Below are 13,844 nucleotides of genomic sequence, written 5' to 3'. Positions count from 1 at the left end.
AATGTTCGATGCAAGCCTTTGGGCACTCGTTGGTCTCATCCTCTTCTTTGTTTTGCTTTGGTACCTCAAAGTTCCGGGCAAAGTAGGTGCAATGCTTGACCAGCAAGCGGACAACATCAAGCAAGAGCTTGAAGGCGCCCGTAAGCTGCGTGAAGAAGCTCAGGCTCTGATGGCCGAGTACCAGCGCAAGCGTAAAGAGGCTGAAGCCGAAGCAGAACAGATCGTTGCTGACGCAAAAGTTGAAGCGGATCGTCTGGCTGAAGAAGCCAAGGTAGCTCTCGAAGAGATGATTGCACGTCGCACCAAAGCAGCTGAAGCGAAAATCGCTCAGGCTGAAACAAATGCGATTGCAGAAGTTCGCTCCCGCGCTGCAGATGTTGCAGCACAGGCAGCTGAAACCATCGTCGCTTCCAGCGTTGCCAAAGCGGAAGTTCAGGACAAGGTGCTCACAGAGAGCATCAAACAGGTTTCTGACAACCTGAATTGATCCTCAGAATTTCTGAAAAGAACATCAAAAAGGCTTCCGAACTTCGGGAGCCTTTTTTGTTTGGGTATATGAGCGGTCTGGCCGCAAGCACAGATCAATCTTCAGCAGTGCTCACTCCTCATAGATCATCTTGCGCGTCATGCCGCCGTCAATCGTCAGTGTCTGGCCTGTCATGAACCCGGCCCCACTCAGATAAAGCACCGCCTCGGCAATGTCCTCGGGCCGACCGACGCGCCCGACCGGATGTTGCGCATGGTCGCCTTCGCTCAAGTCAGCTCCATCTGAGATCCACCCCGGAGCAATCGCATTCACTCGCACCTTGGGCCCAAGAGAAATTGCCAGCGCTTGCGTGAGCGAAATGATACCGCCCTTGGCAGCCGCATAAATGAAGTCTCCCGGTTCGGACATGAAGGCACGCGTGGAGGCCATGTTCACAATGCAGGAACCCTCCGGCATCAACGGCAAGGCACGCCGGCTCATGAGAAATGTAGCTGTCAGATAGCTGTCCAGCGTCTTGCGCCAGTCATCCATGGTCGCTTCTTGCAGCTCCAACTGCAGACTGGTCGCCTGTCCGCCATTGTTGACCAGCAAGTCCACCTGCGGCCACCCAAGGTAGGCAAACGCTTCATCAACCGCCCGCTCATCGCTGATGTCACAGAGGACACCCACGGCATTGGTCTGGCCAACCTTAAGATCAAAACTGGCAACCTCCCAGCCCTCTGCAAGAAGGGCCTGACAGATACCCGTCCCAATCAAACCAGCCCCACCAGTAACAATCGCGCGTTTCATGGCCTACTCCAACTCTTGCATCAGCTCCCTCGTAGTCAGCCCAATACTTGGCGATAATAAGGGACATATGAAGGTGAAAGAGGCTCGGAACTATAAAAGGGGATGTGCTGTGGTCGTGGAATGATGCTTGCTGTAGGAACCCGAAGGGTACAATGCAAGAACGAAGTCCCGCTGCTCAAACCAGCAGGAACTCTTGGAACTTCGATCAGCGTCTGGGGAGAGCGTTCGCGCAAGGACCCGCAAATCGCCTCAACCCTCAATCATCTCCCGAATAGGCCGGAAGGAGCAGCGGTGGAGGGGGGTGACGCCGTGGGCTGCCAGTGCTTCCTGATGCTGCTTGGTGCCGTAGCCCTTGTGCTTGGCAAAACCGTATGCCGGATAATACTTGTCCATTTTCACCATCAGTCGGTCACGTGTCACCTTGGCGACGATGGAAGCAGCGGAAATAGCAAGGCAGCGGCCATCACCCTTGATCATGGCTTGCCCTTCCTGCGGCAGATGGTGTGGCACGTCTTTGCCATCGATGAAGAACCGTTTTACCGGAACAGTGAGCGAGCGGGCGCAGGTGCGCATGCCTTGCAGCGTTGCCTCGCGGATGTTGATCCGGTCAATGGTCCGCGCACTTTGCACGCAAACACTCACATCAGCCATCTCAAGGATCTGCTCAAAAAGCTCCTCGCGTTTGGCCTCTGTCAGCTTCTTGGAATCGTTCAGCCCCTCTGGCAGATTGTCGTAATCAAGACTGGCGGCAGCTATAACAACGGGACCGGCCCATGGTCCACGTCCTGCTTCATCTATACCAGCAAAACGCCCTTGCAGATCTTGCTCTACAGAGCGCTCAAAGCGCAGGTTAGGAGCATCAGGAAAGGCGATATCAAAGAGGGAATTTGCAAAATACGACATGCCCCTCTTTGCCACGCCGTCCATGAGCTTTCAACCATAACAACGAGGTCCGTCTACAGCGAGGAAAACGCATGAAAATTAAAGCCCGACGATTTGGGCATGCCGTCGTTCTTCCGGGCTGCTGCTTTTCTTTGCGCTGTAGGGAGGGAAGATGTTAGCTGCGCTCCTTGTTACAAGTGGCTGCTAATAGGGGGCTGTTATTGAGTCCCCATTTGATAAGGTGCCCAGAATAGAACCACCCCCTGCAATATAGCTTCCTGAAGTACCGTCCGCACAATTAATAAAACCGCCGCTGGCAAGACAAGCCGATCCTGCGGAGTTAATTACGGATATGGCGCCAGTTGGTTCGTCATTCACTCCCGTATCGCTATCATCATCTCTGTATTTGTGTCTGTTCTCAGCAGATACCTGCTGATAATTCGCATAGCCTCCGTTCTTTGCAATCACATACGCGGGGGCAACGGCTCCAGCGACACACCCAGATAATAGGACTAGAGAAGAAAACATTATTCCTTTTGATAGGACGTATTTAAGCACTGATGCTTGCTCCTCTTTTCTCGAAGGCCTAACTTCGCGGGAAATTACTTGGAAATGAACCAATTTCGATGACTAAGAGGGGTCTTATTCCCATCAGAACAGACCCAATGAAGGTCATTTGCTCAGCATTACTTTAGAAACATGCCGCGAGCATCTATATGGCTCTGTCACCTTAACAGGCAGTTCTTTTGTTCATGTCAATTAAAGACAATCCTCCTCGGTTTAGACTTCCGAGGCGGTGAAATTCTGAGCTCTGTGCTGATGGAAGGCAGTGTTGCGATCCAAAGAACGCGCCGAACTTGTTAGATTAAGTCGAAGACCTGGCTCCTAAATTTCCCGCTGATAGTGATTTGGTGTGGACCACATAGAGTTGAACGCCATCTCGCATCCCATTCAAAAGAACTTGGAGGTCCTCGAAGCAATCTTCAGAAAGCTAAAGCGGTTTGAGTGTATTGTACAAAGTATATTTACATACACTTGAGAGCTGAGATGAATAATGCCGCATGCTATAACGAGAATAGAGGGCACAATGTTCATTGCTTATCTTAGAAAGTCTAAGCATGGGTTCTGGTTTAGTCTCACGCTCTCTATTCTGACCTTGGGATCAATGCAGTCAATGAAGCCGGTAATTGCAGACGAATATGCGACAGCCGAAGAACTGGAACTGATGCAAGGTTTTCCTCCTCCGGTAGATAAGCGCGTCGATCGTTCAAATGCTCTGTTTACATCTCCCTATAATCGCTGGTCCTACCAAAACATGCGTAGCATTTACCCAACCGCTGGGATTAGGAATGCTGAGGTAGCCGTACCCGTGAAAACGGAAATCGATGCAGGCATTGAACACCTCAAAGTCATCAATCCGGATACCGGTAAGCCAGTGGACATGGAGATCTACTTTAAGGAAACCTACACGGATGCTTTTGTTGTTATCAAAGGAGACACAATTGTCTTTGAGGAGTTCTTAAATGGCATGACCGCTGATCAGGAACACCAGATGATGTCGGTCACAAAGTCGTTTGCCGGTCTGTTTGGCCTAATGGCTGCAGCAGAAGGCAAACTCAACGAAGATGATCTGGTAGTAAAGTATGTGCCGGAACTGGAACAATCGGGTGCTTTCGCAAACGCGACTGTTGGTCAGGTTTTAGATATGACCAATTCTCTGGATTTTTCCGAAGACTACGCCGACCCCACTTCAGGTATCGTCCAATACGCAAAAGTTCTGGGATTCATTGAAGCGACGGACGACGAGAGCCTCGCTGATAATATCTATGACTACCTGGCGTCTCTTCCCAAAGATTTCGACCATGAGCATGGCGATATTTTTCACTATCAAACACCCAAGACAGATGTGGTCAATTGGGTAACAAACCGAGCGACTGGGCGCTCCTTTCAGCAAGACCTCTATGACAAGTTATGGTCCAAGCTAGGAACCGACGGGAGTACATATGTTCTGTTAGATAAAAGCGGCACCCTATTTGCTGGCGGTGGGTTAAACGCAACGCCAAAGGACTTGGCAAGGTTTGCAATAATGATGCTCAATCAAGGGGAATTTAATGGGCAACAAGTGGTTCCTGCTGCTGTGGTGAGAGAGCTTGCAGAGGGAGGCAGTATTGAGGCCTTCTCGAACGGTACTGAATCCAAGGGGGTGATGGGTAATAAAGACTGGAGTTACCGGGCGCAGTGGTGGGTACGCCATACTCCAGGACATGAGGCTTTCATGGCCATCGGGGTCAACGGGCAATGGATTTACATTGATCCAACACGAAACATTGCGATTATCAAGCAGTCATCGCAGCCGGTATCCTCGGATAACTTCTACGACGAATACAATATCAATGCCTTTGATGCTGTCATAACTTATCTTAACCACGGTCAAGAGTGACCTTCCTGCCGCACGTCTACAACAATGAAAGCTGTACGCCACCGCAGGTTGGCTTGATGAAATGGTCACAGGACAGTTTTAGAGAGCGCGGGGAAAGGCCCTTGCTCTTGCAGGCCAGCTGAAAACGCTTCGCCAGTTGATCTGCATAAGGCCCTTTGCCTTTGAAACGCTGTGTCCATTGAGCATCGTAGTCTTTCCCGTCACGCATGGATCGAAGAAGACTAAGGACGCGCCGATAACTGCCCGGAGCCTCCCGCAAAAGCCATTCCTTGAACAGCTCCGAAACCTCACGCGGCAAGCGCAGGAGAATATAGTTGGCCTCGCTCGCCCCATGCTCCTTGCAGACCTCCAAAATACCCTCAAGCTCATGATCCGTCAGGCCGGGAATGATAGGCGCCGCTAAAACCGCCGTTGGAATACCCGCATCAGACAGAGCCTTGATCGCCTGCAGCCGCCGCGTTGGCGTAGAGGCGCGCGGTTCAAGACTGCGTGCAATCTTCCGGTCCAGCGTTGTCACAGAGATTGCCACCTTAGCCAGATTGCGCTCGGCCATCTCAGACAGAATGTCGATGTCTCGCATGACCAGCGCAGACTTGGTAACAATTGTCACCGGATGCCCTGTCTTGTTCAGCACCTCCAGAATACCGCGCATGATTTTCTGCGTGCGTTCAATGGGCTGGTACGGATCGGTATTGGTTCCAATCGCAATCGGTTTGGCTTGATAGGAAGGCGCACCCAGCTCCCGCTCCAAAACCTGCGCCGCATTGGGCTTGGCAAACAACCGGCTTTCAAAATCCAGTCCCGGCGAAAGCCCCATATAGGCATGGGTTGGCCGCGCAAAACAGTAAATGCAGCCGTGCTCACATCCTCGATACGGATTGATAGAGCGATCAAAAGGCAGGTCAGGCGAAGAGTTCTTGGTTATCACATGCCGCGCAACTTCTGTCTGTACTTCGGTCTTGACGGGTGGAAGTTCATCAATTGTTCCCCAGCCGTCATCCACCAGTTCCCGGCTTTCCGACTCAAACCGTCCTGCCTTGTTGGAATGCGCAGCCCGTCCGCGGCCTGTCATGTTAACCGGAAGGGCAGACCCTGAGGGATCAGGAGCCTCCGCATCAGTCTTTTGATTTTGTGCAGTTGGCATGGGGCGTGCACTTCCGTCTTCCGTAAGAACATAGAGAGAACATTGCTCAGATTATTGGGATTTGCAAGCCTTTACTTTCCGAATATTAGGCAAATCACTGTAAACTGCCGGAATGATTAGCGCACTTATTCCCGCCCACAACAGCGAGCAGCTGCTGGTTCTCACCTTGTCCGCCCTTGTCCCTGCCTCTGCAGAAGGCATCTTGAAAGAAGTCATCATTGCCGATGAAGGCTCAACGGATGGCACCAGCGTCGTCGCAGACGCCTGCGGTGCCCACTTTGTGACCAACGCAGCCAACTCCGGCTCAGTTCTGACCGAGGGCGCCCAACAATGCACCCGCGCCAACTGGATCCTGCTCATCCAGCCCGGCGCCATCTTGCAAGTTGGTTGGCAAGCAGAAGCTGCCGCTTTCATAGAACGCGCGGAACGGACCAACTCCGCAAGCAATCTCATTGGCGTTTATAGAAGCCGAACTGAAGAATTCGGCCCATCCGCGCAGATTAAGGAAAGACTCGCCAATGCAAAGAACCGTTTGTTGAAGTCCTCCTGCTATCAACTTCCCCTGCTGATGCAAAAACAGCATCTGCAGCAAGCACTGCTGAGTGCACCAAATGCAAACAGGCGGCAACAACTCAAGAAAGTATTGAGCGCAAGCCGTATTCATTGGTTGAACGGTACCGTGGTCTTTCAAAACCCGATGAGGTGACACGGGACCAACCGGGAGGTCTCATGGACTGGAATCAACAACTGAACCAATACTGTGAAAGAACCTCCGCCGCATTCTGGTCCGAGCCTCTCAATGCGGTGAGTAACATCGCCTTCATCATCGCCGCGCTGATAGCCCTTCAAATCTGGAAAAACGCACGTAGCAACGCAAAAAATACCGATTCAACGCAAACCATCTCACAAGATAACGCAGCACTCCTGCTCATCCTTTTGGTCGTCATTATCGGGATAGGCTCTTTCCTGTTTCACACCTTCGCGACCTACTGGGCTTTGCTGGCAGATTCCATCCCGATCGCGGCCTTTATGCTGGCCTACTTCTATCTGGCAACACGGCGCTACCTCGGCGCTAACATACTGATATCACTTATTGTGACGGTGATCTTTTATGCGGCCTTGGAGTATCTTCCGCCACTGTTTCAGGGTCTGATGGGCTCTACCGCAGGCTACTTCCCGGCACTGCTCGCGATACTCCTGTTCGCAGCACTTACCCGCTGGAAACATAAGCCAACCTCCAATGCTTTGTTCCTGGGAGGTCTCGTATTCGCAGTATCGATGATTTTCAGAATGCTCGATCAGCCGCTTTGTCCAATATTACCAACAGGCACACATTACTTGTGGCATATTTTAAATGCAGCGCTTTTGCTTATTCTAATCCGCGCATTTATACGCTTTAAGACGTATAAAGACAGTGCAGAATCCTAGGCGATGGTCTAGGTTTTGCCATATCTGATCCGGAAGTCACACTGATTCCCGGTGGCGAGCTGCTCATTCACAAGGTCAGGCAAGAACATACAATGACGGACAAAAAGCGCCCTACCTCCGGCGAACTCGATCAACAAGCCCTCTTTTACCACGAGTATCCACGCCCTGGTAAATTGGAAATTCAGGCAACTAAACTTTTGGGAAACCAGCGAGATTTAGCACTCGCCTACTCGCCGGGTGTTGCTGCGCCATGTTTGGAAATCCATAAGGAGCCGTCAAAAGCTGCCGATTACACTGCTCGCCAGAACCTGGTCGCCGTAATCTCCAACGGAACCGCCGTACTGGGACTTGGTGCCATCGGTCCTCTCGCCTCCAAGCCGGTCATGGAAGGGAAGGCAGTTCTCTTCAAAAAGTTTGCAGGCATCGACGTATTCGACATCGAGGTTGACGAAACCAAGGTTGATAAGTTTGTAGATGCAGTCTCCGTTCTTGAGCCAACCTTCGGCGGCATCAACCTGGAAGATATCAAAGCGCCTGAGTGTTTCCAGATTGAAGACCGCCTGCGCGAAAAGATGAATATCCCGGTTTTCCATGATGACCAGCACGGAACCGCAATCATCGTAGCCGCCGCTGTCCATAACGGTATGGAACTCTCCGGCAAAAAGCTGGAGGACATCAAGGTTGTTGCATCCGGTGCGGGTGCTGCGGCGCTTGCCTGTCTCAACCTGCTCGTTGCCTCTGGCGTAAAACGCGAAAACATCTGGGTTTCCGACATTGAAGGCGTTGTCTATGAAGGCCGCGAAGCCCTTATGGATGAATGGAAATCCGTTTTTGCCCAAAAGACCGACAAGCGCACGCTTGATGATATCATCGAAGGCGCGGACGTCTTTATCGGCCTGTCCGCAGCTGGCGTTCTGAAACCGGAAATGGTCGCCAAGATGGCCAAGCGTCCACTTGTGATGGCCCTTGCCAACCCGAACCCGGAAATCATGCCGGAAGACGCGCTTGCTGTACGTGATGATGTTGTCATGTGTACCGGTCGTTCGGACTTCCCGAACCAAGTGAATAACGTTCTCTGCTTCCCGTACATCTTCCGCGGTGCGCTGGACGTTGGTGCAACGGCCATCAACGAGGAAATGAAACTGGCAGCTGTTGAAGCAATCGCAGCTCTGGCACGGGAAGAACCGACCGACGTGGTCGCCAAAGCCTATGGCGGCGTCATTCATACATTCGGCCCAAACTATCTCATCCCGTCCCCATTCGATAACCGTCTGATCCTGCGCATTGCACCAGCTGTTGCAAAAGCGGCCATGGAAACGGGCGTCGCAACGCGCCCAATTGAAGACTTCGACGCCTACATGGACAAGCTGAACCGGTTCGTGTTCCGCTCCGGTATGGTGATGAAGCCGATCATCGCGCAGGCAAAAGAAGACAAGCAACGCGTCATCTACGCAGATGGTGAAGACGAACGCGTACTGCGCGCCGCACAGGTGGTGATTGAAGAAGGTCTTGCAACACCGATCCTGATTGGCCGTCCACAGGTTCTGGAAAACCGCTGTGAGCGCTTCGGCCTGCGCATCCGTCCGGGCACAGACTTCGAATTTGTAAACCCGGAAGACGATCCACGTTACCGCTCCTACGTGGACACACTGGTCCAACTTGTTGGCCGCAAAGGCGTAACACCGGAAGCGGCTAGAACTGTCGTCCGTACCAACACAACCGTTATTGGTGCACTGGCGTTGCATAGAGGCGAAGCTGATGCGCTTATCACTGGCCTTGAGGGCCGCTTCGATAAGCACCTGCGCGATATCTCCAATATCATTGGATGTTCCGACGAAGTCACTGACTTCTCAACCCTGTCGCTGCTGATCAACTCAAGCGGCGCCTACTTCCTGGCAGACACTTATGTGACCGAGTGCCCATCCGCTGAGGAAATCGCCGAGATCACTCATCTGGCATCCGAACAGATCAAACGCTTCGGGATCACCCCACGCGTTGCCCTATTGTCGCACTCCAACTTCGGCTCCCGCCCATCCGTAACCTCCAACAAGATGCGTGAAGCCCTGCAGATGGTCTGGAAGCAGATGCCTGATCTGGAGGCTGAAGGCGAAATGCATGGTGATGCAGCCCTGAAGCCGGATATCCTGGAGCGCTACATGCCGGATGCACATATCTCTGGCCCTGCAAATCTGCTCGTGTTCCCAACATTGGATGCCGCCAACATTGCCATGAACCTCATTAAGGCAATGACAGACGCACTCCATGTTGGCCCAATCTTGCTGGGTGCAAAGAAACCCGCGCATATTATCACGCCATCTGTGACATCACGCGGCATCGTTAACATGACAGCTCTGTCCGCTGTTGATGCACAATGCAGAAAGCGCAATGCTGCAAGCATAACAGCAGGCATTGCGTAGCACCTGCTAGGTAAAACAACGCCTTCGGCGGGCATGGGGTATTATGCCCGCCGAAGTTTTGTCAGCTTGAAAATAACTTCCCTTTACGGCATGCTAGTCGCATTCGTGCAGCTTGTTATTACGGGGAGGGTAATATGAGCCTATCTGAAGCGACCGGGCGTCGCATCGACCGCCTGCTTGGCGAGTATGGCGAAAGCCATCAGGATCATAAAAACAAAGCAATTCACTGGATCTGTGTACCCGTCATTTCCTGGACGGTAACCGCACTGCTGTGGTCTATCCCAACACCCATTGTTTTCTCGAGTATCTCACCATTGCTGAACTGGTGCACAATCGGGCTTGGGTTAGCGGTTCTTTACTATCTGTCACTGTCCTTTACGCTGGCAATTGGCATGGCCGTTGCTTCAGCGCTGCTGGTTTGGATCAATATGACCTACGAGCAGTTCGGGCTTGGCATTCCGCTCTGGCAGACGGCTCTGGCGGTGTTTGTAATCGCTTGGGTTGGCCAGTTTATCGGCCATTATATTGAGGGGAAAAAACCCTCGTTCTTCAAGGACCTGCAGTTCTTACTTGTTGGGCCTGCCTGGATCTTGCACTTCATCTATAAAAAGGTAGGCATCCCGTATTGAGGGACGAAATCTGATGGAAAGAATAAAAAACGCTGCTGTTAAGGCAGCGTTTTTTCTGGGTTGATGTAAACATCACCAATTTCGCGAGTATCCATGCGCTGAAGGGCAGGGTGCGCAAGCGGATCAGCACAATAAGGCTTGGAGCCTGCTGGTGCTTTAGATTTACGCTGGGATTTTCCGCGCAACAGATCTTTAAAAAGATTTCGCATTGTCATTTCCTTTGTGACTTGATGAAGCGACAATGCGCCCATTGTGTTGCAAGCGCTATCTGGAATAACTAAACCCCGGTTTAGATTTACTGCTCGGAACTATTCTCGATGAAAAACCTCAATCAAGTCAGCCTAGCCGGTCTTCGTGTTGTTGAAGCCGTAGGGCGCTTGGGATCTTTAAAAAATGCAGCTGAAGAACTGGGGATCACCTCCGGTGCTGTCAGCCAGCAACTGCACAAAACCGAGCACCAGCTGGGGCGCCCGCTCTTCTCCCGTGAACCGAGCGGACTAAAGCTGACAAGGCTCGGCGCCGAAATCTGCCGCGAACTCACATCGGGTCTTAAACAGATCTCCGAGGCAGTGGCGCTGGCAGACCGTGACAGGGAGGAGAGCCTCTTCCTGTCCGTTGCTCCTCTGCTGGCTGAAAAGTGGCTGGTCTGGCGTTTAAGCAGCTTCATGAGCGCAAACCCGGATATCAACCTCCGGCTGGATGCGAATGATCAAGTAGTGAACCTCAACCACTCCGATGTTGATGCCTGCGTCCGCGTCCACAAACGCGCACCGGATGACGTTTACTCGGAACGCCTGTGCGAACACTTCATCTACCCGGTATGCTCTCCTGAGGTCGCAGAACGGCTCAAGGAGCCGCAGGACCTGCTCAATGAGGTGATTATCCGTGACTACAATTCCTATTACCGCTGGAGTGATTGGCTCTCAGCCTTCGGCATGAAGGAAAGCCATCTTCCCAAAGGCCATGGCTTTTCCAACGCGTCTTTATGCATGGATGCAGCAATCGCAGGACACGGCGTCTTTTTGGGCTGGGACACGCTCGTGGCCAACGCCATCAAACAAGGTCAGCTGAAGATCCCGTTTGAGCACCGATGCTCGACAGGCCGGTCCTACTGGTTCATCTGCCGCGAAGGCGCGTTGCGAAGCCCGAGCGTTCGCAAACTGCGGGACTGGCTGAAAGAAGAGATCGCCCAGACAGCAGTGGAATACGAGAAAGCCGTCAAGGCCTAGGCAGAAAAAAGCCCTGCCTTCAAGGGAGGGCAGGGCTTTCAAATGTCTTATAAGACCAGCTTAGCCAGCGATCTTTGAAAAATCTGCAACTTCATGAACAGCAGCACGAATGCCAGCGAGGATTTTCAGGCGGTTCTCACGCACTGCAGCGTCTTCAGCATTCACGTGGATGTTGTCGAAGAAGCCATCAACCGGACCGCGCAATTTGGCAAGAGCAGCCATTGCGCCGGAAAAGTCTGCAGCATCAAGCAGCGGTCGGATCTCAATCAGAACGCTATCCAAAGTAGACGCAAGGTCCTTTTCTGCCTGTTCTTCCAGCAGAGCAGCATCAGGCTTGCCTGCAAAAGCTTTGCCCTCTTTCTTCTCTTCCGCACGCAAAATGTTTGCAGCACGCTTATAGCCAGCCAGCAGGTTGATACCGTCTTCGGTGCCCAACAGCGCAGCAAGAGCTTCTGCCTGCTTCACGATCAGGAGGATATCGTCCTGACCACCACGAGCCAGCACGGCGTCAATCAGGTCATGACGCACGCCCTTGTCTTTCAGAACCACCTTCATGCGGTCTGCAAAGAACGCAAGCAAATCGTCAATCAGACCGGATTCCAGCGAGGTCTCAGGGATCTTGTCGGAAACGTTTGCCAGCACCACGTCAGCAGCTTTGGAAACCATGGAGAAGATGTCTTTAACAACGCCTTCGCCGGTCTGGCCTTTTCCGATGAACGGAAGATCAGATAGCGCGCTTTCACCGCGGGTAGCAGCAATGTCTGCAAGGTTACGGCGCAGGCTCTGTACCAGTACATCACGCATTGGCAGGCGCAGGTCGTTTTCCAGCACAAGACGGATAACGCCAAGGGCCGCCCGGCGCAGCGCAAACGGATCTTTGGAGCCGGTTGGCTTTTCGTCAACCGCCCAAAAGCCAGCCAGAATGTCCAGCTTGTCAGCAAGCGCAACTGCGATCGAAACTGGCGATGTTGGTACATCGTCAGAAGCGCCGGCAGGCTTGTAGTGATCTTCAATCGCCTGAGACACAGCAGGGTCTTCACCCTGTGCTTCCGCATAGTAACGACCCATCAGGCCCTGAAGCTCAGGGAATTCAAAGACCATTGCAGACACAAGATCGGCTTTCGCCAGACGTGCCGCCCGCTTGGTCTTCTCCACATCAGCGCCAACAAGCGGAGCAATTTCCGCAGCAAGGCGCTCAAGACGGTCAACACGCGCAGCAACACTGCCCAGCTTCTCGTGGAACACAATGTCCTGAAGCTTGGAAACATTGCTCTCAAGCTTGGTCTTCAGGTCTGTTTCCCAGAAGAACTTAGCGTCTGCCAAACGCGCAGAAACAACCTTTTCGTTACCGGAAATGATCTTGGCACCGCCGTCTTTAGCAACGATGTTCGCGGTCAGCGCAAACTTGTTGGTAAGACGGGAAGTGGCAGGATCGCGCAGCACGAAGTTTTTCTGGTTCACCTTGATGGTGAGCTGAGTGACTTCATCCGGAAGCTCAAGGAAGCTTTCATCGTAAGATCCGATAAGAACAGTTGGCCACTCGTTAAGGCCAGCCACCTCTTCAAGCAGGCCAGCATCTTCAACCAGTTCAAGCCCAAGCGCCATCGCAGCGTTCTTTGCGTCTGCATCAATGATGTCTTTGCGGCGGTCCGCATCAAGCACAACCTTGGCAGCTTCCAGCTTCGCCATGTAGTCGCTGAGCCGGCGCACTTCGATGGCCTCAGGCGCCATAAAGCGGTGACCGTAAGTGGTCTGTCCGGATTTGATGCCATCGACTTCAAACGGAATGACTTCCGGCTCTTCCGTCTCAGGACCGAAGGTGCAAACGATAGAGTGCAGCGGACGAACCCAGCGCAAGCTACCCGTACCCCAGCGTTGTGACTTAGGCCAAGGGAAGTTGCGAATGATGTCTGGCATCACATCAGCAACAATATCCTCGGTCTTGCGGCCAGGCTTTTCGATGACAGCGACGTAAAAATCACCCTTCTTTGGGTCATTGTGAACTGCAGCTTCGTCAATCGAAGATAAGCCTGCGCCACGCAGGAAGCCAGCCAATGCTTTTTCAGGCGCGCCAACGCGCGGACCCTTCCGCTCTTCACGGGTTGCTTTGGAACCAGCAGGCAAACCGGCAATGTGCAGAGCCAGGCGGCGAGGAGTGGCATAAGCCTTCGCGCCTTCATAGGTCACACCTGCATCAACAAGAGCATTGGTAAGGAGGGATTTCAAATCCTCAGCCGCACGACGCTGCATGCGGGCAGGAATTTCCTCGCTAAAGAGTTCGAGGAGAAGATCTGGCATTGGTGAACGACGCCTTTAACTGGTCAATCAATCGCGAATTTCTAAGGTGCGTAGTGCCTAGCAATACTCAAGGGGCTTGTCACCCCCAATAGGCGGCGCAG

The 13,844-nt window shown here is 52.7% G+C and carries 12 protein-coding genes; 7 read left to right on the top strand and 5 right to left on the bottom strand.

Going from position 1 to position 13,844, the window contains the following annotated elements; translation table 11 throughout:
* Position 1 precedes the first annotated feature (1 nt).
* Positions 2-487 carry a F0F1 ATP synthase subunit B family protein gene (locus tag IE076_RS03630; protein ID WP_189435365.1) on the top strand — a complete coding sequence of 162 codons (486 nt, stop codon included), beginning with the start codon at positions 2-4 and terminating at the stop codon, positions 485-487.
* 111 nt (positions 488-598) lie between these two features.
* Here IE076_RS03630 and IE076_RS03625 read toward each other — a convergent pair whose 3' ends face one another.
* Both IE076_RS03625 and rnhB read right to left on the bottom strand, forming a co-directional pair.
* On the bottom strand, positions 599-1,276 hold the full coding sequence (locus tag IE076_RS03625; protein ID WP_189435364.1) for an SDR family NAD(P)-dependent oxidoreductase: 678 nt from the start codon (positions 1,274-1,276) through the stop codon (positions 599-601).
* 249 nt (positions 1,277-1,525) lie between these two features.
* Complete coding sequence (gene rnhB, locus IE076_RS03620) at positions 1,526-2,179, bottom strand: ribonuclease HII (protein WP_189435363.1); 654 nt, start codon at positions 2,177-2,179, stop codon at positions 1,526-1,528.
* A 1,066-nt stretch (positions 2,180-3,245) separates the two neighbouring features.
* Here rnhB and IE076_RS03615 point away from each other — a divergent pair.
* The gene (locus IE076_RS03615) at positions 3,246-4,598 is read left to right on the top strand and encodes a serine hydrolase domain-containing protein (protein ID WP_189435362.1); all 1,353 of its coding nucleotides are present in this window, start codon (positions 3,246-3,248) and stop codon (positions 4,596-4,598) included.
* 16 nt (positions 4,599-4,614) lie between these two features.
* Here IE076_RS03615 and IE076_RS03610 read toward each other — a convergent pair whose 3' ends face one another.
* Positions 4,615-5,742: a PA0069 family radical SAM protein gene (locus IE076_RS03610; protein ID WP_189435361.1), complete on the bottom strand. Its 1,128-nt coding sequence runs from the start codon at positions 5,740-5,742 to the stop codon at positions 4,615-4,617.
* Positions 5,743-5,854: 112 nt separating this feature from the next.
* On the opposite strand from IE076_RS03610, the gene IE076_RS03605 reads away from it, so the two are divergent.
* The 4 genes from IE076_RS03605 (at position 5,855) to IE076_RS03590 (ending at position 10,216) form a co-directional block, all read left to right on the top strand.
* On the top strand, positions 5,855-6,448 hold the full coding sequence (locus tag IE076_RS03605; protein WP_189435360.1) for a glycosyltransferase: 594 nt from the start codon (positions 5,855-5,857) through the stop codon (positions 6,446-6,448).
* 23 nt (positions 6,449-6,471) lie between these two features.
* The gene (locus tag IE076_RS03600) at positions 6,472-7,170 is read left to right on the top strand and encodes a ceramidase domain-containing protein (RefSeq protein WP_189435359.1); all 699 of its coding nucleotides are present in this window, start codon (positions 6,472-6,474) and stop codon (positions 7,168-7,170) included.
* Positions 7,171-7,262: 92 nt separating this feature from the next.
* Complete coding sequence (locus IE076_RS03595) at positions 7,263-9,587, top strand: NADP-dependent malic enzyme (RefSeq protein ID WP_189435358.1); 2,325 nt, start codon at positions 7,263-7,265, stop codon at positions 9,585-9,587.
* A 134-nt stretch (positions 9,588-9,721) separates the two neighbouring features.
* A complete protein-coding gene (locus tag IE076_RS03590) occupies positions 9,722-10,216 on the top strand; it encodes an Mpo1 family 2-hydroxy fatty acid dioxygenase (RefSeq protein ID WP_189435357.1) in 495 nt (164 codons plus the stop codon).
* 38 nt (positions 10,217-10,254) lie between these two features.
* Here the strand turns inward: IE076_RS03590 and IE076_RS03585 are convergent, their stop codons facing one another.
* Positions 10,255-10,425: a hypothetical protein gene (locus tag IE076_RS03585; RefSeq protein ID WP_189435645.1), complete on the bottom strand. Its 171-nt coding sequence runs from the start codon at positions 10,423-10,425 to the stop codon at positions 10,255-10,257.
* A gap of 108 nt (positions 10,426-10,533) precedes the next feature.
* Between IE076_RS03585 and IE076_RS03580 the strand changes: the two genes are divergently transcribed.
* Positions 10,534-11,445 (top strand): LysR substrate-binding domain-containing protein, encoded by a 912-nt coding sequence (locus IE076_RS03580; RefSeq protein ID WP_189435356.1) that lies wholly within the window; start codon positions 10,534-10,536, stop codon positions 11,443-11,445.
* 60 nt (positions 11,446-11,505) lie between these two features.
* On the opposite strand, the gene glyS is transcribed toward IE076_RS03580, so the two are convergent.
* Positions 11,506-13,743 (bottom strand): glycine--tRNA ligase subunit beta, encoded by a 2,238-nt coding sequence (gene glyS / locus IE076_RS03575; protein WP_189435355.1) that lies wholly within the window; start codon positions 13,741-13,743, stop codon positions 11,506-11,508.
* Positions 13,744-13,844: the final 101 nt, after the last annotated feature.

It is taken from the genome of Pseudovibrio japonicus (genome assembly GCF_014651595.1).
Lineage (GTDB): Bacteria > Pseudomonadota > Alphaproteobacteria > Rhizobiales > Stappiaceae > Pseudovibrio > Pseudovibrio japonicus.
Note: the sequence above shows the minus strand (reverse complement) of the source record. Positions and strands in the feature narration are given on the sequence as shown.